Annotated in this window: 23 protein-coding genes; 6 read left to right on the plus strand and 17 right to left on the minus strand. The window is 40.1% G+C overall.

Features of this window, described 5'->3' with window-relative positions; all coding sequences use genetic code 11:
* Positions 1-215 precede the first annotated feature (215 nt).
* The 4 genes from A6755_RS20095 to A6755_RS28000 form a co-directional block, all read right to left on the minus strand.
* Positions 216-923 carry a response regulator gene (locus A6755_RS20095; protein WP_063591755.1) on the minus strand — a complete coding sequence of 236 codons (708 nt, stop codon included), beginning with the start codon at positions 921-923 and terminating at the stop codon, positions 216-218.
* A 1-nt stretch (position 924) separates the two neighbouring features.
* Entirely contained in the window at positions 925-2,520 is a 1,596-nt protein-coding gene (gene dcuS / locus A6755_RS20100; protein ID WP_284108880.1) for a DcuS/MalK family sensor histidine kinase, read from the minus strand.
* Positions 2,521-3,311: 791 nt separating this feature from the next.
* Positions 3,312-4,886 (minus strand): peptide chain release factor 3, encoded by a 1,575-nt coding sequence (locus A6755_RS20105; protein ID WP_034314233.1) that lies wholly within the window; start codon positions 4,884-4,886, stop codon positions 3,312-3,314.
* Positions 4,887-5,211: 325 nt separating this feature from the next.
* Positions 5,212-5,340 (minus strand): hypothetical protein, encoded by a 129-nt coding sequence (locus tag A6755_RS28000; protein WP_284108881.1) that lies wholly within the window; start codon positions 5,338-5,340, stop codon positions 5,212-5,214.
* Between the two features lie 442 nt (positions 5,341-5,782).
* Between A6755_RS28000 and cspD the strand changes: the two genes are divergently transcribed.
* Entirely contained in the window at positions 5,783-5,986 is a 204-nt protein-coding gene (gene cspD / locus A6755_RS20115) for a cold-shock protein CspD (RefSeq protein ID WP_063591757.1), read from the plus strand.
* An 88-nt stretch (positions 5,987-6,074) separates the two neighbouring features.
* On the opposite strand, the gene A6755_RS20120 is transcribed toward cspD, so the two are convergent.
* From A6755_RS20120 to A6755_RS20130, 3 genes are read right to left on the minus strand one after another with little or no spacing between them, the layout of a single operon-like run.
* Complete coding sequence (locus tag A6755_RS20120) at positions 6,075-8,042, minus strand: DUF6449 domain-containing protein (RefSeq protein WP_063591758.1); 1,968 nt, start codon at positions 8,040-8,042, stop codon at positions 6,075-6,077.
* A complete protein-coding gene (locus A6755_RS20125; protein ID WP_063591759.1) occupies positions 8,017-8,916 on the minus strand; it encodes an ABC transporter ATP-binding protein in 900 nt (299 codons plus the stop codon). Before A6755_RS20125 ends, A6755_RS20120 begins: the two co-directional genes overlap by 26 nt.
* Positions 8,913-9,296, minus strand: a complete 384-nt coding sequence (locus A6755_RS20130) for a GntR family transcriptional regulator (protein WP_034314247.1) — start codon at positions 9,294-9,296, stop codon at positions 8,913-8,915. Before A6755_RS20130 ends, A6755_RS20125 begins: the two co-directional genes overlap by 4 nt.
* Before the next feature lie 179 nt (positions 9,297-9,475).
* Here A6755_RS20130 and A6755_RS20135 point away from each other — a divergent pair, with 179 nt between their 5' ends.
* Positions 9,476-9,892 carry an organic hydroperoxide resistance protein gene (locus A6755_RS20135; protein WP_034314249.1) on the plus strand — a complete coding sequence of 139 codons (417 nt, stop codon included), beginning with the start codon at positions 9,476-9,478 and terminating at the stop codon, positions 9,890-9,892.
* Positions 9,893-9,945: 53 nt separating this feature from the next.
* Here A6755_RS20135 and A6755_RS20140 read toward each other — a convergent pair whose 3' ends face one another.
* The gene (locus A6755_RS20140; protein ID WP_063591760.1) at positions 9,946-11,262 is read right to left on the minus strand and encodes an MFS transporter; all 1,317 of its coding nucleotides are present in this window, start codon (positions 11,260-11,262) and stop codon (positions 9,946-9,948) included.
* A gap of 177 nt (positions 11,263-11,439) precedes the next feature.
* Between A6755_RS20140 and A6755_RS20145 the strand changes: the two genes are divergently transcribed.
* Entirely contained in the window at positions 11,440-12,261 is an 822-nt protein-coding gene (locus tag A6755_RS20145; protein WP_084738001.1) for a glycerophosphodiester phosphodiesterase, read from the plus strand.
* Between the two features lie 349 nt (positions 12,262-12,610).
* Here A6755_RS20145 and A6755_RS20150 read toward each other — a convergent pair whose 3' ends face one another.
* The gene (locus A6755_RS20150) at positions 12,611-13,069 is read right to left on the minus strand and encodes a hypothetical protein (protein WP_063591761.1); all 459 of its coding nucleotides are present in this window, start codon (positions 13,067-13,069) and stop codon (positions 12,611-12,613) included.
* Between the two features lie 293 nt (positions 13,070-13,362).
* Here A6755_RS20150 and A6755_RS20155 point away from each other — a divergent pair, with 293 nt between their 5' ends.
* Positions 13,363-13,650: a hypothetical protein gene (locus A6755_RS20155; protein ID WP_034314256.1), complete on the plus strand. Its 288-nt coding sequence runs from the start codon at positions 13,363-13,365 to the stop codon at positions 13,648-13,650.
* A gap of 28 nt (positions 13,651-13,678) precedes the next feature.
* Entirely contained in the window at positions 13,679-14,464 is a 786-nt protein-coding gene (gene yidC / locus A6755_RS20160) for a membrane protein insertase YidC (RefSeq protein WP_237752152.1), read from the plus strand.
* A gap of 84 nt (positions 14,465-14,548) precedes the next feature.
* Here the strand turns inward: yidC and cphA are convergent, their stop codons facing one another.
* Entirely contained in the window at positions 14,549-17,170 is a 2,622-nt protein-coding gene (gene cphA / locus A6755_RS20165; RefSeq protein ID WP_063591762.1) for a cyanophycin synthetase, read from the minus strand.
* On the minus strand, positions 17,167-17,979 hold the full coding sequence (locus A6755_RS20170) for a cyanophycinase (protein ID WP_063591763.1): 813 nt from the start codon (positions 17,977-17,979) through the stop codon (positions 17,167-17,169). The genes cphA and A6755_RS20170 overlap by 4 nt, the downstream gene beginning before the upstream one ends.
* Before the next feature lie 183 nt (positions 17,980-18,162).
* Between A6755_RS20170 and A6755_RS20175 the strand changes: the two genes are divergently transcribed.
* Complete coding sequence (locus A6755_RS20175) at positions 18,163-18,585, plus strand: pyridoxamine 5'-phosphate oxidase family protein (protein WP_057278966.1); 423 nt, start codon at positions 18,163-18,165, stop codon at positions 18,583-18,585.
* Between the two features lie 253 nt (positions 18,586-18,838).
* On the opposite strand, the gene A6755_RS20180 is transcribed toward A6755_RS20175, so the two are convergent.
* The 6 genes from A6755_RS20180 to opp4B form a co-directional block, all read right to left on the minus strand.
* Positions 18,839-19,885 carry a M42 family metallopeptidase gene (locus A6755_RS20180; protein ID WP_063591764.1) on the minus strand — a complete coding sequence of 349 codons (1,047 nt, stop codon included), beginning with the start codon at positions 19,883-19,885 and terminating at the stop codon, positions 18,839-18,841.
* Between the two features lie 92 nt (positions 19,886-19,977).
* Entirely contained in the window at positions 19,978-20,115 is a 138-nt protein-coding gene (locus A6755_RS27235) for a hypothetical protein (protein ID WP_156319562.1), read from the minus strand.
* A 31-nt stretch (positions 20,116-20,146) separates the two neighbouring features.
* The gene (locus tag A6755_RS20185; RefSeq protein WP_034314269.1) at positions 20,147-20,335 is read right to left on the minus strand and encodes a hypothetical protein; all 189 of its coding nucleotides are present in this window, start codon (positions 20,333-20,335) and stop codon (positions 20,147-20,149) included.
* Positions 20,336-20,441: 106 nt separating this feature from the next.
* Positions 20,442-22,205, minus strand: coding sequence for an oligopeptide ABC transporter substrate-binding protein (gene opp4A / locus A6755_RS20190; RefSeq protein ID WP_063591765.1), 1,764 nt, complete (start codon positions 22,203-22,205; stop codon positions 20,442-20,444).
* Positions 22,206-22,224: 19 nt separating this feature from the next.
* Positions 22,225-23,124 carry an ABC transporter permease gene (locus tag A6755_RS20195; protein WP_057279040.1) on the minus strand — a complete coding sequence of 300 codons (900 nt, stop codon included), beginning with the start codon at positions 23,122-23,124 and terminating at the stop codon, positions 22,225-22,227.
* Positions 23,125-23,146: 22 nt separating this feature from the next.
* Complete coding sequence (opp4B, locus tag A6755_RS20200) at positions 23,147-24,112, minus strand: oligopeptide ABC transporter permease (protein ID WP_063591766.1); 966 nt, start codon at positions 24,110-24,112, stop codon at positions 23,147-23,149.
* Positions 24,113-24,121: the final 9 nt, after the last annotated feature.

Below are 24,121 nucleotides of genomic sequence, written 5' to 3' on the forward strand. Positions count from 1 at the left end.
AGTGTAATTACTAAAAGAAAACTGTAAAAAGGAAAATAAATATACAGTACAAAAATAATATTTCCTCATTACTGCTTATCTGTTCAATCTTGTGAAAAATTCATAAATAACTCAATCGCCAGTCTATATCTTAGTAGTCATTTACGGAGGACACTAGCTTATTTAACTAATTTTAGTATTATGTAATTAAAAAAAGTAAGCAGCACTTTGGCTGCTTACAGATAACGTTGAATAATATGGCTCTTTTCATCATTAAATTTGTGTTGGGAGACTGGTCGGCCTACAGTTCCATAGATTACCTTAACATCAAGGACACCGATATCCTTCATGAATTTTAAATATTTCCTTACTGATACCCTGGATATACCCGCCACATTTACGACTTCCTCTGTTGAAAAGGGAGAATTTTTAAATACCTGTATCACGTTCCATATAATCTTTAAGGTGTCTTGTGATAATCCTTTCGGTAATTCCTCTGGTAAATGAATTTCTTCTTGATGCAAAATTCGATAATCCAATTCTTCTTGATTTAGCATATTTTTATCTTGAATAAAATCTGATTTGTTCCGATATGCTGATAAGGCCGCGTTAAAACGGTCAAATTCAAACGGCTTAATTAAATAATCAACAGCACCTAGTCTTAATGCTTTCTGAATCCTCTCAATGTCCGACGCAGCAGAAATGACAATAACATCTATCTCTTTTTCACTTTCTCGAATTTGCGAGAGTAAATCGAGTCCATTTTTCCCAGGCATGAAAATGTCTAATAGAACTAACCCTATTCTTTGAACTTCCAATACATTCAGAGCTTGATCCACTGAGGAACAGACAGCAGCTAATTCGTAGCCATCGACTTGATTCAAATAGCGCTTATTGAACTCTGCAACCATCGGGTCATCTTCTACGATCATTACCTTAATCATCCTACATCATCCTTGCTTTGTATGGTATATAAACCACAAACGTTGTTTCTTGACCTTCTTTTGAACTAATATTGAGATCTCCTCCTAGCTTATCCAGGCTTGCCTTAACTAAATATAAACCAATCCCCCTGTCCTCTCCTTTTGTTGTATATCCTTTTTGAAGGATATGATTAAGATTGGCATCAGATATTCCCTGTCCAGTATCATGAACTTCAATAGTTAAAATATCATCTGCATAATCAAACTTTAATTCAATTCGTTTAACGGGCCTTTTTTCTACTGCTTCTATAGCATTGTCAATCAAATTTCCTATTATCGTAATTAGCTCATGAGTAATAGCTGCATTTTCTGGTTCGGGCAATTGAAAGTCAGAGGATAATGCCAGCTTAGCACCTGCTTCCCTTGCATAACTTAGTTTTCCAATTAAAAAACCGGCTAGTACTGGATCTTTAACGGTTTTGGTAATAAAGCCAATCTCGTTTTCTCTGTGGTCAACAAGATCACTAATATATGCTGCAAGCTGATCATAATAATGCATATGCACCATACCAAGTATTACATGAAGTTTGTTCATGAATTCGTGCGACTGGGCCCTTAACGATTCAGCATATAAGCGGACTCCAGTCAGCTGTTCCGCCAGCAGATGTATTTCTGTTTTATCACGAAATGTAGCCACGGCCCCTACGATTTCATCCTTCACAAATACTGGGACCCTATTCACTAGTAAGACACTATCTTTTAAATCCTGCTCTTTATCTAATTCGACTTTTCCGGTCTCCAGGATTCTATCCAGGTTTGAGTCAGGCATATAACTAGTTACCTTTTTACCCGTTGGATTTTCATTAATGCCCGCTTTCTTAAATATCTTTAAAGCTGCTTTGTTTACGAGAGTAATGGTTGAACTCTGATCTACCGCTATGATTCCCTCTCGAACTGATTGTAAAATGGCATTTCGCTCTTTTAAAACCTTCGCAATAGCAAAAGGTTCCAGCCCAAATAATATTTTCTTAATATACCTTGCCAAAAGTATTGCGCCGGCAATTCCGGTTAATATTCCAAAAACGGTTCCTACATAAATATTAAAACGGCTTTTTAAAACAGCTTCATTAACTTTTTGAAGGGAAATACCGACCACCACGGCTCCAATTTGATTATCCTCTGAATTATAAACAGGGGTGAAAGAACGCAAAGACCTACCTAAAGTTCCTTTGGAAATAGAAATGTGCTCTCTACCTCTTAACACATCTTTCTCATCCCCTCCAACAAATTTTTTTCCTATTTTACTTGGATCGGGGTGAGTTTTCCGAATTCCATTATTATCGATTATTACTACAAATTCTACATCTGTCGATTTTTTTATCCTATTGGTAAATTGCTGAACTTCCTGATTGTTCTCACTTCCACTTAACGTTTCGATTACAAGCGGGGTTTGTGCTGCCATGCGTGCTACGTTTACTGCTTTTTCAGTCTGGCTCTTTTCTATAGTATCTGCAACTGTTTGGCTAATGAGAATATCTGTAATGAATAATGAGAGGGCTACCACCCCACACACCAGTATCATAATAGTAAACTGTAGACTCCATTTACCTTTCTTCACTTCTACACACCTCTTTGGTCTAAAAACTCTATTAACTTTAAGGGATACTTTTATGTTAAGTATGTTCATTTTGCTTACATCAGACAATTATTCGGTACTGTATCAAGTTCAAAAAGGTAGCCAAGTGCTTTAAATCAATTAAGAGAAGATATATAACCTAACCATTTGCTAATGGTATCCTTAAAAAACACTGATTCAACCGCAATATTTTCCAAATAATAAAACAGACTATACCTTCGTAGGCTTGGATATAAATTAATTATTCCCCTTTAATGTCTTAACCCCAACTTACCTCGATAGTTCAATATAAGTAATATTTTTGCTATACTCCTCCTGCACCAAGGTTAAATCCACAAGTTTTCTATTAGTATTATGCAGTTCATAAGAAGTTTAGCGGAATATCCCAGCAATTCTTACAATGCTCGAAGTTACTATGATTTTCTTATTTAACCTTTCCAATTAGTTACTATTTAATTTTCAAAAATACAGCTGTCTACCATCTTTTATCTCCATGTTTCCGTATATCTAAAATCGACATGTTTAAAACAGGAGGAATGATTAAAATACCGCATTTTCAACAGATTTCAAATAAACAAAGTAATAAAGAGAGTACTCAAGGTTCCCGATTGATTTTTTATCTTCTACCCTATCTAGACTTTTTGACCAAAAAGAGTCGTCATTTTCTTTAGTATGGAAACATGTTTAAGGTACTACCAAAAAACCCTTTCGATATTCAAACAATGCCCCAGATAAAGAAAAAAAGCCCGTGTATATAACACGGGCTTTCTTCTTTATTTCAAATCCATTGGATTATATAATTCCACGTCAGGATTTTTATCTTGGAACCAACGAAGTGCAAACTCATTTTCAAATAAGAATGCATATTTATCAAACCGGTCCTTAACAAGGATGCTTCTTGAGCTATGAAGATTTTCATCAAGTTTTTCATCTTCAGCCCAGCGTGTAATCTTGCTGCCCATGCGCTCCATCACGACTTCAACATTGTACTCGTTCCTCATTCGATGCTCGAATACTTCAAATTGAAGCTGCCCAACCGCACCAAGCAGATATTCTTCCATCCTAACCGTTTTGAAGAGCTGAATTGCCCCTTCTTGTACAAGTTGGTTAATACCTTTATGGAAATGTTTCTGTTTCATGACGTTTTTAGCTGTTACCCTCATGAATAGTTCCGGCGTAAACTGAGGCAGCCTTTCAAACTGAAACATGTCTTTGCTTGTGGTAATCGTATCGCCAATTTGGTAATTACCAGTATCATATAAACCGATGATATCTCCGCTTACCGCTTCATTTACAGTGTTTCGATCATCAGCCATGAATTGGGTAGAGGAAGAAAGGTTGATCGGTTTCCCTGTCCTGCTCAAGTTGACGCTCATTCCACGCTCGAATTTACCGGAGCAAATGCGAAGGAAGGCGATTCGGTCACGGTGTTTTGGGTTCATGTTCGCCTGGATTTTGAAAATGAAACCGGAAAAATCATTGCTGACAGGATCCATTTCACCTGATGTTGTCATCCGTGCTTGTGGAGCTGGTGCAAACTTCAGATAAGCATCCAAAAACGTCTGAACACCGAATGTCGTTAAAGCACTTCCGAAAAATACAGGACTAAGTTTTCCATTCGCAATGTTTTCTTCAGAGAATTGGTTACCCGCTTCCGTCAACAGCATGATTTCTTCCAAAGTTTGCTCATATAGCTGGGAATCCTTAAGTTTATGATCCACTTCGAGTTCTCCATCTTCATTCAACGGAAGGAAACGCTCTTCCCCTTCAGTTTTGAACTGTTCAATCCGATTGTTGAACCTGTCGTAAATGCCCACGAAGTCTTTTCCCATCCCGATTGGCCAGTTCATTGGATATGTTTCTATTCCTAATACCTCTTCAAGTTCGGCAAGCAATTCTAGCGGCGTTTTACCTTGTCGGTCCATTTTATTGATAAAAGTGAAAATCGGTATCCCCCTCATCCGGCATACTTTGAATAATTTAACCGTTTGATCCTCGATACCTTTTGCCGAGTCGATGATCATCACGGCGCTATCAACAGCCATCAGTGTACGATATGTGTCTTCACTGAAATCTTGGTGGCCCGGTGTATCGAGAATATTGACACGGAAGTCATCATAATCGAATTGCATGACTGAGGATGTAACGGAAATTCCCCGTTGCTTTTCAATTTCCATCCAGTCACTGGTTGCATACTTCCCTGTTTTTCTAGCTTTAACTGTTCCGGCATCGCGGATCGCACCGCCAAACAGCAATAATTTTTCTGTCAAAGTCGTTTTCCCGGCATCCGGGTGAGAGATGATTGCGAAGGTCCTTCGGGATTGAACCTCGTCTTTTAAATTAGTCATAATATGTTCCTTTCATTATTGGAGTCATCAATAAAAAAATTTATAGGAGGATTACTGTATTTTTCACATTGGAATGGCAACCTTTCTTTGTATGCAAAAATCCTGATCATACACAATATATGTAAGAAGAAATATATCATAAGGCTTAAGCATTGGCTACTCAGCATTCATTTCAATCAACCTTTCTATTTTAACACGATATGAAGGAAAGATGTAGAGGTGAATGAAACACCCATTAGGGGATTTGTTCAGATGGCAAAACAAAGGACGCTTAATCAGCGCCCCTTATCTTGATCCATATGATTACCGTTCATTTATTCATGGTTTATTTATTTACCTTGCAGTTTTTAACGATTTTTGATTCCGCTTGTTCTTCCAGCGTTTTTTTACTTCCTTGAATATGATTGGAGCAGCAAAAATGAGAGCCCTTTTTAATAATTTCTTCATTTTTCATCAGTCCTTTCTTTCTTATCCTATACCCGATTATTTTCTCAGAAAACTTTAATGCCAACTTGTTTTCCTGTTTTCAGCCATAAAGCCATTCCATGATTGACATGGAATCCCCAGTCAAATTTCAATCAAGGAAAATCCCGCGCGACAATATCGTTATATTTCCCCATATAAAACCTGTCTAATATTATTTTCCCCAAATGGGAATGTATAAATTACTTCCATTTGTTTTATCCTTTATAAAGGTGGGTATATACTAAAAAATTGGAAATTGCTTCAGAGGTTATTGTAGTAATTTTCCCTGTAGGCTTTCACATATTATCCAGCATCGTCGTATGATAATTTTAACTTGAATGAGGGTGCTGGATAATGTGTGAAATTGATTTTTCCATCTAGGTAAAATCATCACCATTAATATTTTTTAACTTTTTAGGAGGATTCATCGAATGACAGTAACAGGTAAAGTGAAATGGTTCAATAGTGACAAAGGATTTGGTTTTATCGAAGTACCAAACGGAGATGATGTTTTCGTACATTTTTCCGCCATTCAAGGAGAAGGTTACAAAAGCCTTGATGAAGGTCAAGTGGTTGAATTTGAGATCGAAGAAGGAAACCGCGGACCTCAAGCCAAAAACGTCGTAAAACTCTAAAGCATAGATACACAAACATAATTGATAGGCAATGCAAAAGGATGCCGCCCATATCGGGCGGCATCCTTTCCTTTGCGAAATATTCACGTTATTTTTCATTAAAATGATCCAAAATGAAATCGGGAACATGTTCGCCAGAAAAACTCTTGATGTCCACATCCCTGCTTTCTTTATAATAAAAGGCAGCTGAATACTCCCCGCTCCAATCAATTTGGGCATTATCAATCGCTGTCTCGATTTCAGAAGCGGTCTTAATTTTCAAGCGATTTGGCTGTTGTTCAATCTGCTGTGCAAGTTCACTTTCAGAATTCGTATGATAAATTTTCGAATCGGACTTCGCAACCAGGATATAAGAAATATCATCAGCCATTAACCGCGCTTGTTCCGATTGTCCGGTACTCACCATCCATTCTGAAAACTGAGGATATGAAGAGTCCCAATTCATATAAATGGTTTTGTTATTATTCAAAAGAATCTCTATGGAGGCATAATCTCCAAAAGAAGAAGTCATTTGTGCGAACGATTGATTATTCAGGTCCTCCGACAATGCCTTAACTGCAGCTTCCAGCTGTTGACGGTCCGTAATCGTTATGGATTTGTCCACTTGGCCGCTCGCCGTTATCTTGATTTTAGAAACGTCTTGAGCGGAAACATTCAATACCTGATTAACCATTTTTTTATATTCATTCGACTCATATATTTTCGCCAATAGTGGCATGTAGGAGTCGTAATTCTGCAAATGATACTCTCTTGCTAACCGTTTTCCATTCTTGAGTTCATACATCAGAAATACGGATTGACCATCATTCCATTCACCAATTGAAACCTTTTTACCCTTATCGATGATTTCCTGATGCAATAACCTGATCGCTTCAATATTTTCCTTCTCTTTAAGATAATTGGAAGCATTATTCGACGTGTCATCGCCTTCAAAAAATATAGGAGAATCACCCATATAAATTTGGCTAATCATCTTTTCATCGGGAATCTTGGTCTTATACTGCAGGGGATCTATTTTTATAATGAGTGCCAGCACAATGACAGCCGCTATAAACGCTACATAACCTTTCAGGTTGACCCGTATTCGCCAAGTCTTTTGCAGGACGATTTCCCCTAAATAATATCCAAGCAAAGAACCGACGGCATATCCGAAAAAAATCCACCCAGGTTCGCCTGTCGTTTCGCTAAAATAAAGCCCTGCAAACAGCATCATGCATAATGTCAGGCCGAATTTAAACACTGGCTTAATCTTCGGGTAAACAAATGCCTGCGACACATGCTCCAGCTTTCTCCTCTCATAGAGAAAAAGAGAGCTGATCAGAAATAGAAAGGTTAATATACTATAAATTAATGTATTAATAGAGAAGAAAGTGATTTTTTCCATCTCCGTTGCTGCTAATAATGGGGAGATGCCATTCATATTGGCACTTAGATAATACTCTGCAGAAAATCCTGCTATCAAAAATTTCACATTAGCTGCAAACAATACAAAAAGCCCCACCGGCAAAGTAAGAAAAATATAGGTCAGCACTCCTTGAAAGGCTGATAATCCCGTAACCATTCCAAGTAAAACGGCAACGGAAAAGATCAAAGCTTCCAAAATAAATGTTGTCCCCATCCAAGACCATATATCCGTCATGGTATATAGCCGTTCTATATCAATTGCCGAGTGAAATAATATCAATATTGAACCTGTAAGTAAAATCGGCAAACCCATGAAGCCAATTCCCGTTCCAATCATATGAGCGTAGATGCTGCGTCTCGTAATCGGTAAACTATGAATGAAGTCTGAGGCCTGTTTCATTTGTAAAAACCGAAAAAGGAAGATGGCAAGTAATACTGGAATAACGATGACCAAAACAAACTGTATCATCTGCTGACAGGAAAAAAGGTTTTCGAATTCCACATATTCATTGTTCCCATTCAAGATAATCGCTAACATTTCCAGAGGCAGCGCAAATATGAGGCCTACAAGATATAGAAAACCAATCCAGCCAGTACTTCTGAAAATATAGATAATCAGTTCCCTATTAAACCAGGTTATTCTGGATGACATAACCGATATCCCCCATTTCATAAATGAATATCTCCTCAAGAGTAAGGGGGAGAATATCTAATATTTCTGGCTGAAACTGATTAAAATGCGATTTAATCATGGCTTCACAACCTTTAACGATACAAACGATCACGCTGCCGCGTCTTTCCTTGTTAAGGATTTGAATTCCGCGGTATAAACCATGGGGAATTTTATGTTTAAAGGCAATTTGCACTTTATGTACATCAGCTTTCAAGTCATTCAAAACCTTTTGGATAACAAGCTCACCCTTATGCAAAATCCCTACATGATCGGCTAAATCTTCAATTTCCCGGAGATTATGGGACGATAGTAAAATCGTCATATCCCTTTCCGATACATCCTGAATCAACAACTGTCTCACATTTTTTCGCATGACCGGATCTAATCCATCAAAAGGTTCATCCAATATTAGAACTTCCGGCATCGTCGAGAGTGCTAGCCAAAAAGCAACCTGTCTCTGCATTCCCTTCGATAGTTTATGTATTTTATTTTGGACGGGTATCGGGAATACTTCCTGTAATTGATAGAAACGTTCATGATTCCACTCACTATAAATATGGCTATAAAAACCTGCCATTTGCGTGATCGTATAGTTAGCCAGGAAATAAGGCGTATCAGGAAGGAAGAAACAACGATTTTTCACTTCACGGTTTTCAAACACATATGATCCATCAATAAGAACTTCACCTGCATCCTGTATCAGGTTGCCTGAAAGCATTTTTAATAGAGTCGTTTTCCCCGCCCCATTTGAACCTAATAACCCGAATATGGAGCCTTTTGGTATAACCAAGGTAACGTTTTTGATTGCTTCTTTTCCTTCATATAATTTACTCACCTTTTTTATTTCAATCATGAATCCCCCCCCTTTGCCAATGGACTGATTTCCTTTATTATTCTATAAATTTCACGTTTATCGATTCCGATATACAGAGCTTCAGCGAGTACCTTTGAAAGCTCGTTTCTAATCTCTTCTTCTTTCAATGAATTTTTGAAGGATTTAGGAGGTGCCACGAAATTCCCTTTGCCTGGTAAGGTATATATAAACCCGTCAGACTCAAGCTGCTTGTACGCTTTCTGGATCGTATTTGGATTGATGGTCAACTCCTGAGCCAATATTCGTATGGATGGGAGCTGATTATGTTCCTGTAAAACTTCATTGATCATTAATTCCTTTAACTTATCCATCAATTGCTCATATACCGGCTTTCCACTTTGAACATCCAACTCAATCATCATGAACCCTCCTTGCAATGGGTGTATTACATCTCCTAATACAGTACATTATAAAACAATATCTTCCAATTTAAAACCAATTTAATACCATTTTCAAACAATACTCGCTTTCATTTTGTTTAACAAGACTTACAGCAGGGAAGTAATGATAGTAAGAATGAATAAAGGAGTTGTTTTCATTGAAACCATTATATACAGCTACAGTTACCGTACACGGTGGTCGTGAAGGACATATTAAATCAGAGGACGGGATTCTGGATTTCGATGTGAGGTCACCGAAGGAATTAGGTGGTTCCGGTGAGCGCGCCACAAACCCTGAACAGTTATTCGCAGCCGGTTACGCGGCATGTTTTGACAGTGCCTTGAATCTTGTACTGCAAAAAGAAAAGAAAAAGGTCGATACGTCCGTGACGGCAAATGTAACGATCGGTAAAGATGAGGAAGACGGCGGTTTTAAATTGGCTGTTAGGTTGGATGTTTCGATTCCCGACCTAAGCAGGGAAGAAGCCGAAGACTTCGCCAAAAAAGCACACATGACCTGCCCCTATTCAAAAGCAACACGCGGAAACGTCGATGTCACCTTGATTTTGGTATAACGTTTAAGCAAGGGACTGGATACGGCATCAAGGCCGGCTCCAGTCCCTTTTTCTTATTTCACTTCTTCCAATCCCTTCAGTTTCAAAAGAAAGCCAAGACCTATTATCGCCATGATGATCAATGACCCTAATGCCATCCGGCTCGCCAATGTACCGAGGTCATGGAATATCAACGTTATCGTTCCATATAATAGCGGACCGATTATTGAAGAGACTTTTCCAGAGAATGCAAATAGTCCAAAAAATTGCCCCCTCTTCTCATCTGGAGTCAATTCAATGATATACGTCCGTGATGTCACCCACATCGAACCTAGCGAAATGCCGAACATACTCCCTGCAACCCAGAACCAAATGGCGGTTTGTGCGAAGACCGCTATAAATAATGCGACCAAGAGCAGAACCCCCACATACGTAACAGCCAGCCGCGGTCCCTTCGACTGCGTGACGTATCCAAACAGAAAAGATCCGGCAATGCTCGATACTGTCGATACCAGGTATAGCAAAATGAATCCACTGGAGGAAAATCCAACAACAGTCTTGGCATATACGGCCATCATGCCGATAGTGGTAGCAATTGCATCATTTAAAAAGAAATAAGCAATCATGAATGTAAAAACCGATCGATAGGAGCGCATCTCTTTAAATGTTGTTTTAATTTCCTTATAACCTGATAAAAAAGGTTCTTTCGCTTTTTGCTGTTTTGGAGACTCTTTTAAAAAAAAGAATAAGGGAAGGGAAAAAACCAGAAATAAAATGGCCGTGGGTATGAAGGCTTCATGTGAACTCCCTTTACTTATGAATGGATAGATTGACAGTCCAACCAACGTTCCAAGGTAGCCTACCGCCACGCCAAATCCTGATATTAGCGGCAATTGCTGTTTCGTGCCTAAATCACTCATCATCGTATCATAGAAAACCAGACTCGAATGATAGAAAAACTTTGCTATCACAAATAAAAGAATGACGATCGCCAAGGAAACGGGAATGCCCAGAATCTTTCCATCCAACGGCGTCCCCCCGAATACCCCCATTAAAAATGTACATACAACGGAAATGAGTGTGAAAATCATAATGTATTTTTTCATTTTTCCCGTTCGATCGATCATGACACCGAACAGCGGGGAAAACAAAACGAGAAACAAACTGGCAATCGCATTAGCGTAGGAGATGAAGGTACTCGCAATCTGATCAAGAACGGCATTTTCCCCAATCTGTTCCTGGAGGAAGAATGGAAAGAAAATCGTATTGATATTAGAAGAAAAAATCGTATTGGCAAAATCGTAAAACGCCCAAGAGAGAATGGGAAGGGAAAAATATAAACCAAAATTCCCCTTCCATTTTTTAGACTTCGGTTTCACCTGCAATTCCATCTGCTTTCCCTCCTTATTGGTACTTAAATTATATGTATTCCATACCTTTCCAATAAATCCTTTAAGTCGGATTATAACATTGTGTAAAACATGATTTTTTCCTGCCTAACATGTAATATTATGAAATGAGACTGTCCTGCTAACTTTTAATCATTGTGCCTGATAGGAGTGTGAAAGATGACCGTATTTTTTCTTATTATCGTGATAACCATGCTTGTCCTGTTCGCTCTCTACGATAAAAGATCAAAAAGAGATTTCCCTGAAAGCTTAATAAAGCAGCATTCCCCCCTTAAAATTGGACATCGAGGTGCATCTGGATATTGCCCCGAGAATACAATGGCATCTTATAAAAAAGCCATTGAATTGGGTGCTGATTTCCTGGAAGTGGATATCCACCTCAGTAAAGATGATGTCCTTGTGGTTCATCATGATCCCACCTTGGATCGAACCACAAACGGCAAAGGGAACCTCCGTGATTACACGGCAGCCGAGTTAAAGGAACTGGATGCAGGAAGCTGGTATCATACTCGCTATAATAACGAAAGGATACCTTTACTAAGTGAGGTATTGGAGAATTTCGGGTCTGAGGTCGGAATTTTAGTCGAATTGAAACACCCCTCTGCTTATCCCGGGATAGAAGAGAAACTTGCCGAAGAATTAGGTGAATTCCAAGAATGTTCAACAAGTAAAAATAAGATAATGGTTCATTCGTTCGATATGGATTCCATGAAAAGGTTTCATCAATTAATGCCGGACATACAAGTGGGCGTTTTGATAAAACGGCGAATCAATGACCAAAAAATAAAAGAGATTGCCGAGTTTGCATCATTTTTGAATCCAAAACAAACGATTTTGAGTACGAAGCTGCAAAAGCGAATCCAAAAGCACGGGATGAAAGTATTTACATGGACCGTCAACAATAAAAAACAAATACACATGTTCAAAAGGATGCAGGTAGATGGGATCATTTCCGATTTTCCGGATTATTTTTTGGATTGAATCTTTGAATGATAAGTGATAACTAGTTCTTTACACGGTTCAGGGTGAGACCATTCCGAATCCCTTTTAAAATTCCCTTTGAAATTTTGATTAAAGGTTAAGAACAAAAGACTGTAGGCAAAAACATAGTTGATTGGAGCGGGTGTTCGAGACTCCTGCGGGAATAGCGGGTCCAAGGGAGACCCCACAGGCGCAAGTGCGCCGAGTCCGGACCGTCCGCGGAAAGCGAGTGCCCTACGTTCCAATCAACGTCCAAATTTGTATAAGCAAAAAAAATGTAGACAAACTCGATTTTCATCGAGTTTGTCTACATTCTGAACAATCCGCAAATGCGGATTGTTTTTTTTTTTTAATAACAATGAAAGTATTGTATTTCATGCGCGTCCGTCCCATAATAGGCCCATCGCTGTTGACTTCGTCTCCAACGATAACCTGCCACTGAATTATATCCGACATATGTTGGGTAAAACCAAAATGAACGGCCATTCTTAAGCCAAATATACGTATGTTTGTATAAGCACCCTTTCATTGACCCAGTGTCCATTGCCTTATACATTCCTTCATGAAGTTGTGGAGTGAATAATGGCGGAGCTATATGAGGCGGTCCTCCTCCGTGCGGCGGCCGAGGCGGTGGCTGGCCCCCTCCGTAAGACGGACCAGGCGGGCCAGGAGGAGTCCTTACATCCATCATCTGATTCTCTAACGGATATGCTCCTGCCATGAAATGATTGCCCATATTTCGGAGATGTGCATTTCGTTCATTACCGTTATGGTCGTTCTGTTGATTGAATGAATCGTATGGTTTCATACCTTTTCACCTCATAATTTGAACTTCCATTTATCCGTATGTAGACGAATGACCATTTGTGCAACCTTTGCTCTGAACAGTCTCGAATTTGATTTCAATTTGATCTATTTTTGAAATTGATGCATCAGAAAATATTCCCTGTTTATTTTTTGAAAAAACCCCTATATTTTTTAGCTTTCTTGCCCTAGAATTGATATAGTGTTGGTAATGATTTAAATATGGTCAAAAGTCATTTCAGGCCCTAAATCATTTTTGGACAAATTTTCTTATCTTGGAAAAAACGAGGGATTCCTATGTGGGAATTATTATTAGAATTCGATTATCAAACCGTTCGCCATGCGGTATGGGCAGGTTACTTATTTACCTTTGTCTTTCCACTGGCCGCGTTTTACTTCTTAAATAAAAAGCAATCGCTCTTGAATGATAAATATCAAGCTTCCGTTCATACAGATAAAAGTAAATCCCCTGTTCATACAGGCAGCACCTTTGACTGGCGCGGTGCACAGCGCTTTTTCACCTTTATCAGGCAAAAAGATTCACCAGATGATTCCGATGAGCCAAGCCTCCTTCTAGTTGTTTAAACATTAACAATTCGAGGAGGAAATTATATTGAAGAAGAAAAACATGTTTTTAATTGCCGTCCTATTTTTGGCAACGACCCTTTTGACTGGTTGCTCAGCAGCAACGAGCGGTCCATTTCATACTGCATTGGTTAACCCCATGACAAAAATGCTGGAATTCAATGCTGGTTTATTTAATGGCAACTATGGTTTAAGCATCATCATGATGACATTTTTGATTCGCCTTGTTTTGCTACCACTGACTGCCAAACAATACAAGACACAGCTTAGCATGAAGACGAAGATGAATGGGCTGAAACCGGAAATGACAGCAATCCAGCAGAAAATCAAAGAGACGAAAGATCCTGCTAAACAAAAGGCCCTTCAGCAGGAAATGATGCAGCTTTACCAAAAACATGGAGTCAATCCTTTAAACATGGGCTGCCTGCCGCTCTTAATTCAAATGCCGATCCTAATGGGCTTTTATTATGCGATTCAAGGTTCCCATGAAATTGCGACCCATAGTTTCCTTTGGTACAGCCTAGGTCAGCCGAATATTGCCATGGCGATAATCGCTGGTGTCATTTATTACTTCCAATCGGTCATTTCCGTGAGACAAATGCCGGAAGAACAGCAGAAACAAATGAAGATGATGAGCTTGCTCTCACCAGCAATGATTTTATTCATTTCTTTCTCTGCTCCTGCTGCATTGCCACTATATTGGTCAATCGGTGGTATATTCATGATTGTTCAGTCAATCGTGCTTCAACGAATATATAAAAAAGACCATGCCGCTGTCCCGGCTGCAAATGAAACGGTCATGAAAAAAAGCTAATCCACTTGGATTAGCTTTTTTCGTACTTTCATTTTCCACTTACTCTGGAAAGCGATGGTATTTCCAGGGTGAGATCACTTTGTTTTATTTCTTCGGCAATGGATTTGTTGAAACCTTTTCGAAAAATTTCTCTACATATTCGAAATCCGTATAAAAGAACAATAATAGGTCACCCGGTTGTGATTTCTCCCAAGCTTTTATGAATGCGTCCAATTCATTAAGTTCGATGAATGTCCGATCTTTTTGTAACCCAGCTTCTACCGCAGCATCCTGAAGCAGCCCGGCTACTTCTAACGGCTCCCTTCCCCGCAAATCATCGTCTTCTTTAATGATGAACAGATCGGAATTAATGGCCGCTACCTTGGAGAGTCTGATAAGTTCTTCATCAATACGGTCCCCCGGCCCTGCCAAAACAGTGATAAGATGATTTTTGTTATAGGCACTGACCGTTTCGAATATGGCCTTCAATCCCGCTTCATTATGAGCATAGTCGATGATGATCGTGCGCTCTTTAAACTTTTTCAAATTGAACCGTCCTTTGGACAAATTCGTATCAGGCATAAATGTGGCAGCCTTCCTTCTTAGTTCTTCCATGGAAATGCCTTGTGTTTCGGCTGCGGCTAACGCCTGAAGTAAATTGGCGATATTATGACGTGCCATGCCGGAGATCGTAATTGGAACCATGGTGCAATCCATAAATGGATGGATGACTCCATCAGCTGAATGACAAATGACACCTTTTTCATTGACGTACCAAACTTTACATCCCTTATCTATCGCAGCTTTCACGTGAGGCTGGGTGGCATCTGTAGAGGTGTAAATGACCTCCCCATCTGTATAAGCGTTCATGGCAGCTACATTCGGATCATCTGCATTCAGTACACAATAGCCTGTTTTCATTACGACTTCAGCTACAAGCCTCTTTAATTTAATGAGATCATCCAATGTATCGATTCCATCACGGCCGAGGTGATCCTCACTTACATTGGTGATGATCCCCACATCACATTTACGAAAAGCAAGACCTTCACGCAGAATCCCGCCCCGGGCCGTTTCCAATACGGCAATATCGACTTCAGGATGGGACAATACCATTCTTGCACTGACGGGGCCACTGCAGTCACCGCGATCCAATACCTCATCGCCGATATATACTCCATCAGAATTTGTCATCCCAACTTTTGTTTTTTCATTAGTAAGAAAATAATGAATCAATCGGGTTGTTGTCGTCTTGCCATTTGTTCCGGTCACTGCAATGATCGGTATAGCCGCCTCTTCCCTGGTCGGAAATAAATAATCGACAATGGCTTTGCCTACATCCCTTTTTTTCCCTTCACTCGGATAATGATGCATTCGAATTCCCGGTGCAGCATTCACTTCAATAATTGCAGTCCTTGAATGTTCGATCGGTTTTGATATATCCTCACAAATAAAATCTATTCCGGCGATATCCAAACCGATCGCTTTCGCAGCTGCAACAGCCATATTCTTAATGGTCGGATGTACCTGATCCGTTACATCGATTGCCTTTCCGCCAGTCGAAAGATTTGCATTGCCGACAACTTGAACCAATTCCCCTTGATTCGGAATCGTATCGAGCGTCCGATTCGATTTTTCCAAGTAACACGTCACGGTATGTGTAAGTGGGATTTTTGACATCGGCTTTTCATGACCTTCTCCCCGCCAATCATTACAATTTTCCTTTTCTATCAAACTGCGTATCGTTTCCTTGCCATTGCCAATAACATAGGGTGGAAGCCTCAAACTGGCGGCGATAAGTTCTCCATTAACTATCAGTAACCGATAATCATGTCCTTCAATATGCCGTTCGATAATATACTTCTCCACATGCAACTCCAAACAATTGATTACATTGAATAGCTCATCCTTATTTTTGATATGGGTGATGACACCCTGACCCTGTCTCCCATTATACGGTTTTATGACCAGCGGAAAACCCAGCCTGTCCGCCGAGGCAAAGATATCTTCAATGGAATGGGCAACTTCCCCTTCAGGTACAGGGAGGCCACATCCTCTTAAAATGGATTTGGTCAATGCTTTGTCACATGAATTCTCAACCGCAATATTCGAAGTCTGGCTAGAGATTGTCGCCTGGACATACTTCTGCCTTGCACCTGTTCCTAAACGCAGTAAGCTTTCATCACCCATTCGCTCGACAGGGATATCTTTTGCTTGCGCTGCCTTAAAAATGGCTTCGGTACTTGGCCCCAGTTTATTTTTATAATATAACTGCTCTATCTGTTTTACATAGGATTGTACATTTATAAGTTTTTCACCATTCAGGATGGCTTCCGCGATATCTTTTGCCGCTAAAAAAGCTTGAAGACCTGAGTGAGGCTCCTGATAGTCAAAGGTAACATAATAAAAACCCTTCTTTTCCATCATTATCGTTTTTCCCCGAATGGCTTCGATTCCAGCCAAGTTTTGAAGCTCAATCGTCATATGCTCCAATATATGTCCCATCCATGTTCCTTTTCTCAGCCTTTCGGCGAATCCGCCTCGATACCCTTTTGAACATGTATGGCTTCCCAAGTTCGGGAGCACCTTTAACAATTTTTCATTGAATCCAGGTATTGAATCAGATGGTTTCTGTTCCAGTTCCCCTATATCCAATTCAATGCAAATCGTAGGTGTATAAGCAAAATAATTAGGTCCTTTTAAATAACGGACTCGATTGATCTTCATTGTTGGATCCCCTTTTTCATCAACAATTTCCTTGTAAGCAGGTCAAAACGGTATCCCCTGGTTAGTGCATGAAGGTTGAATCCCGAAAGAGTCAACTCTTCACTGCCATTATCAGAAGATGTGATATTGATATAATCACTGGTGCTGCCATCAAGAACCAATACTTGATGTTGGCCGACTACTTCAAAATGACCGTCTTTAACTAAAATTGCTGTATTTTCATCAATGCCAATACCCATAATTTCCTTTTTCCCTGCTATTGCACTTAACAGACGATCAAACCGGCCACGCTGGGAAAAGTGTTGATCGATTATCAGTCCGTCCAGGAAGCCGAAACCTACGCCAATTTCAACCTTTAACTTATCGTCATTCAGCATCGTGTCAGCAGCAACGATCATATACTTACCTAAAATCGAAGCACCAGCACTTGTCCCTGCTATCACCATTCCTTCATGCCAGGCTTTAGAAAGGGCATCGTGGAACTTTGTTTTCCCAATCAGTTCAGACAATCGGCTTTGGTTTCCCCCTGAAATGAAGATGGCGGAAAAAGATGCAAGCTGTTCACAAATTGCCGGATCGTCTGCATCCTGCCTTGAATCCAGCTTGATCACTTCCACCCTGTCCACACCTAAATCCCTGAAAATCTTGATATACTCTGTACTCACTTCCTCAGGAATTTCACTCGCTGTCGGCAATATTCCTATTCCGCCTTCGCTATGGGTTGCAAGTTCGACAAATTTATTTAATACTTCACCTTCAAGGCACTTATCCTCTGCCCCGCCAATGATAAGTAATTCACCACAATTCATTCATCATACTCACCTTTACAAATGGATTCACATCATGAAATTGCTCTAAACAGAACACATAATGACTAGTATGGCAACTTCTTTCAGTATTCATTCATAAAAATGGCAAACTGCATAATTTTGTTTAACTTAATGAAAAAAGAGGAAAAGTAATAGAGTAAAAAATAAAAGGAGTGTATAAAAATGAGCCAAAACCAAATAAAAGAAAAAGTATTGAACATCATCCGTGATCATAAAATAGGAGTTTTATCTTCAGTTGAAAACAACAAACCACATTCACGCTATATGACATTTTTTAACGATGAATTAACTTTATACACACCAACGAGCGGAAAGACGGAAAAAATCGATGAAATTGCAAAGAACCCTAATGTTCATATCCTGATCGGCTATGATAATGAAGGATTGGGCGATTCTTACCTGGAAATCTCAGGTACCTCGAAAATAAACGAATCACAGGAACTGAAAGATAAATTATGGAATGAATCCTTTGAAAAGTGGTTCGAAGGTCCGAAAGATCCAAATTATTTAATTCTGCAAATTAAGCCGGAAAGCATACGGTTGATGAACAACAATGGTGAACCTCCACAAGAATTATCATTATAAATCTTTATTTTATGTACTTACGCCAATTGACGAGTATTACGCTCAAACTCACGAGTAAATGGCCAAAATTCACGAGTAAAACACCTAAACTCACCAGTATTTGATCGAAATTCACGTGTATTACTCCAAATCACAAGTAAATGACCAAAATTCACGTGTAAAACACCTAAACTCACGAGTATAATGAAAATATCGCTAAAAAACAAAGTAAAAGCCCGCACTACTATTATAGGAGTGCGGGCTTTTCTCACGATTATACTAACTCTGATTGGATATAATGCAAAATTAGATTGGCTGTATGCTTTAATGAAGAGACATGTGTCCGCTCGAAGGCATGTGAAGCATCGATTCCCGGTCCGATCAGGCCATGGACGACATCATATCCTGCCCGGATGGCAGCGGAAGCGTCCGATCCGTAATATGGATAAATATCGACGCAGTAGTCGACGGCATTTGCTTGGGCAAGTGAGACCAGATGCTGACGCAGTTTATAATGATAAGGACCCGAGGAGTCTTTTGCGCAAATGGAAACGCTGAATTCATCCGTCGTTTGTCCATCACCGATCGCCCCCATATCGACAGCTAGATATTCGACTGTTTTCTCAGGGATATTGGAATTACCGCCATATCCGATTTCTTCATTATTGGAAATCAGGAAATGGGTCGTATATGCCAATTTTATCTTTCCTATGGAAATGAGGTCAATGATATGAAGGAGGATACCCACGCTAGCTTTATCATCCAAATGCCTTGATTTCAAAAAGCCTGTATCCGTCACTTCCACTCTCGGTTCAAAGGAGACAAAATCTCCAACAGAAATGCCAATGGCCTCGGTTTCCGCTTTGGTTTTCACGACAGCATCTATCCGGACCTCTATTGTCTCATCATCACGCTTCGCATCACCGGCATTTTTATATACGTGGACAGAGGTCTGATTGATTAAAATGGTCCCGGTGATGATGGCTCCGTCAGCTGTATGGATTTTACAATATTCCCCTTCCACTGAGTTCCAGCGGAAACCGCCGATCATCGTCAATTTAAGGCGGCCATTCGCCTTGATTTCCTTTACCATGGCTCCCAGGGTATCGACATGGGCAGTCAGCAAGCGTTGTTTGTCATCATCTTCGCCTTTTAATGTAGCAAGCAATGCCCCTTTATTCGTGATGTTATATGAAACCTTCCTCTGCTCCATGAAATCGGCAGCGTATTTAATGGCTTGTTCAGTATAGCCGGAGGGGCTGGGTATGGACACCAATTCTTTTATGTAAGATACGATTTCTTTTTCTTCGATCACGCTCATGCATATCTCTCCTTTCCTCTTTGTTCATTATATCTTTTCATGGCAACTTTTAACATATTAAAGGACCGCCAAAAGGCGGCCCTTTAATAGATTTAACTCATAAAAGCCATGACAGGCAAGATGGCCATAGCTAATGTTGCAATTCCATATAACGCTAAATTCTCCATATTCACTCTTCTTTTCCACTTATCTCGCCATACCTTGTATCTGTCCATATCTTCGTTTCTCATAAAAAAACCTCCTTCATGATGAAAGTTCAACTTACTTCAATTGTCTTTGTTTGTTGGACATTTCCTTCATATATTCCAAGAAGGCAATTCTCTTTTCGTCTGGATAGGCTACAATGTCTGCAATGATTTCCTCTTCGAGAGGTTTCAGTAAACGGCCAACCGATTCAGTAAACAATATTTCTAACTCTCTCTTTGTTTCATTAGGATTTCTCACTTCCATCAATATCACCCTTCCAATTACTTACTATTATCTATATAACCTTTATCAACTCCATTGAAACGCAAAAAAATCGACCGCCATAAAGGCAGCCGATAGTCAGCTAAAATTATTTCGTTACCCCAACATTATGCCATTGATATTGACGGCCTGCGAGATAATCGTAACCTGTAACGCGTTCATTCACTCCAGCCAATTGATAACGGAATAATGTCGGAATGACCGGAACCTCTTCATGAATCAATTCTTGCCACTCATTATACGTATCGATTCGATATTGATCATCGAAGGCTTCCTCTGAAATCCCTTTAGCAAGAAGCTCATCATTTTTTTCACTCACCCAGCGGGTATAGTTAAATTCTGCAGACCTGGACCATATTCCTGATGGATCCGGATCGGAAGCGACACCCCATGCAGCTTGATAAATATCAACTTTATCATTATCCTTTTTCAGCAGGTCGTAGAAAGAATTGAACTCATGCAGCCTTCCATCCTGCAATTCGACGTCCAACCCTACTTGTTCCCATTGCTGGATATAATATCTTGCCAGTGGCTCGGAAACATCGGAACCGCTCATGGAAGCAAAGTTGATTTTGAACTCTTTTCCATCAGCATCTTCACGAATGCCATCATTATTCGTATCTACAAATCCTGCTTCATCCAAAAGTTCCTTAGCTTTTTCAGGATTATATTCATATGCTTTTAAATCTTTATTGTTATATTTAAAGTTCGGGGTAATGACAGAGTTGGCAGGGAAGCGAAGGCCCTTGAACATCTTTTCGCCAACTTCTTCATTATTGATGGCATATGCCATCGCCTGACGAAGGCGTTTGTCTCCGAATTTAGGATTTTCATCCATAACATTTTCTTCTTTTTCCTTATCATAATGACCGAAGTTGAAACCAATATAGGTATAAGCCAATTCAACTTTCCCCAATAATTCGACATTATCCAATTCCTTGGCTTGCTCATATTGCTCCGCCAGGACCTCCGCTACATCGAGGTCACCATTTTCAAGTGACTTGACGACAACAGACGGATTCACGACTTTCAATGTGACACTGTCCAATTTAGGTTCACCGCGGTAATAATCTTTATTCGCTTCGAATTCGACCGCTTCCCCTTGAACGATTTTCTTCACTTTGAATGGTCCAAACCCAATCGGGTTTTTACGGATTTTATCCGATGATTCCAAATCTGCAATCGGAACATCTTTTAAGTATTCTTTATGAAGCGGGTATGTCCATAATCCGGTCGTGACGGACGGGTTCGCCTTTTTGAAAGTGAAAGTGATTTTCTTGCCATCGACTTTAATGCCTGAAATCTTATCCGCTTTCCCTTCATGATACTCTTCCATACCCTCGATCAAAGCCATTTGCTCATCATAGCGGACACCTTTGTAATCTTTGCTTCCCATGACAAGATATGCATATTCCAAATCGGCACCTGTCACAGGCTTTCCATCATGCCAATTTACATTATCCTTAATCGTCAGCGTGACCGTTTTATGATCGTCCGATATCTCATAGGAAGCAGCACCTTCATTCGTATATACATAGTTTTCGTCTGTATCCAATAAATCCTCATCAAAGAATGTGATAACTTGGTTATCGGGTTCGCCTTGATAGAAAACCTTGTTTAATATCCCTTCAAACGGGGTATCTGATACCAAACCATATGTCAAATGGCCGCCTTCAATCGGCTCTCCTTGATTCGTCGTCTTTGTCGGGAATTTAGAGGTATCGACCTGTTCGACATCTTTCCCTTTTTTCTCTTTCGTTGACGATTTCTCCGTATCATTCGAACATGCAGCAAGCAGTAGAGACGAAATGGCCAATGCACTTAATACCTTACTGTAGCTTTTGATTTTCATATCATACACTCCCCTTTTTTTATCCTCTTCTTTGTCTTGCATCGGCTGCGCGTTTTAACGCTTGACCAACGAAATTTATACTCAGCATCAACACTAAAATCATGAGTGATGCGGGTACCCATATCCACCACTTGTTTTCCAGAACATCTGGATTTCGAGCATAACTGATGAGCGTCCCTAAACTCGGGGTGCTCTCCGGAAGGCCGAACCCTAAGAAAGTCAAACTGGATTCTAAGCCAATATTGCCTGCAAGGTTCAAAATGAAGTTGACGATGATCAATGAACTGACATTGGGCAGAAGCTGAAACAGGATGATTTTCCAATGTGGAGTCCCGAGTGTCTGTGAGGCGTGGATATAATCCAGCTCACGCTCAGACAAAGCCTTTGAACGTATCAACCGGGCCTTTCCTGTCCATAAAAACATCGTCATGATTAAAATGAAAACATATACATTGAAGATCGGTACAATCGTGACCACAACGATGATGAACATCAATTGCGGCAGGGCAATCACGAAATCGATGACACGCATGATCACATTATCGGTTGCCCCGCCAAAGTAGCCCGCCAGAAGCCCTAATGATAAACCGATGATGGCCGTGAATAATGTAATGAATAAACTGATCGTGAATGAATTTCTGGTACCGATTATCAGTTGGCCGAATACATCCCGGCCGCCATAATCGGTTCCAAGCCAATAGTCTGAGGATGGTTCCAAATAAATGGAGAGAAAATCGACCTTGGCTATTTCTTTGGCGTCCATGAAAAACGACGCACCGTAAACAAAAAGCAATATGGCTGCTAATATAATCAATGAGCCCATGGCAAGCTTGTCTTTCTTGATTTCCTGCCAGATGATCTTGATACCTGAAGGGCTCACATCATTAACTTGTATGTTCTTACCGGTTTCCACTTTCATTTCCATACGACTCACCCCGCTCCTATTCTATCCGTATGCGCGGATCGACCGCACTAAGTATGATGTCCGAAAGAAGAGTGCCCAGCAGAGTGGCAAATCCCGTCATCATGACGATGGCCGTGACAACACTGAAATCCCGAAGACTTACTGAACTAAGGAAAAGCTGCCCCAGGCCCGGATAACTGAAAATGGTCTCGATTATGACCGCTCCGCCGATCAATCCAGTAATTTCATAACCTAAGAATGCTGCTATCGGTAAAAAGGAATTTCTCAGGATATGCCGTGAATACACTTTTGATTCGGGCACTCCCTTCGAACGCGCTGTCCTTACGAAATCCTTGATTTTATTATCGATGATTTCATTTCGCAAATATTGGATCGTACTTGTGGTTGCAATTAAAGCTGTACTTAAAGCTGGTAAAATCAAATGATTGATCTTGCTTACAACATAGGCGAATGTTCCTTCATCCACTTTTGAATCGACACTGCCTCCAGACGGGAACCAATCAAGGGCAAATCCGAAAACGAATAACATGATTAAAGCAAAAATGAAAATTGGCGTGCCAAACCCTAAATAGCTATAACCCGTAACGGTTTTATCCACCCAGGTATCGTTATACCTACCGCTAAGTATGCCTAATGGAATAGCAAGCATATATGTAAAGATCAGCGTGACCAACGCCAGGAACACCGTGTTCCAAAGCCTGTCTTCAATCACATCCATAACGGGCGTCTTATGTGTATAGGAAACACCGAAATCACCCTGTACTGCATTGGATGCCCACCTTATATATTGTTGGTACCAAGGATCATTCAAACCCAGCTCTTCCCTGATCCTATCAAGCTCGGCTGGATTGGCCCTAGGGTTTATTTCCTGGCCGGACAGGGCATCTCCCGGCATTGCCTTTGCCATCATGAAAACGATGATGCTCAATAAAAAGAGCTGCGGGATCATTACTAGTAATCGTCTTAGGATAAATTTCCACATATTCCTTCC

The organism is Peribacillus frigoritolerans, from assembly GCF_001636405.1.
GTDB lineage: Bacteria > Bacillota > Bacilli > Bacillales > DSM-1321 > Peribacillus > Peribacillus frigoritolerans.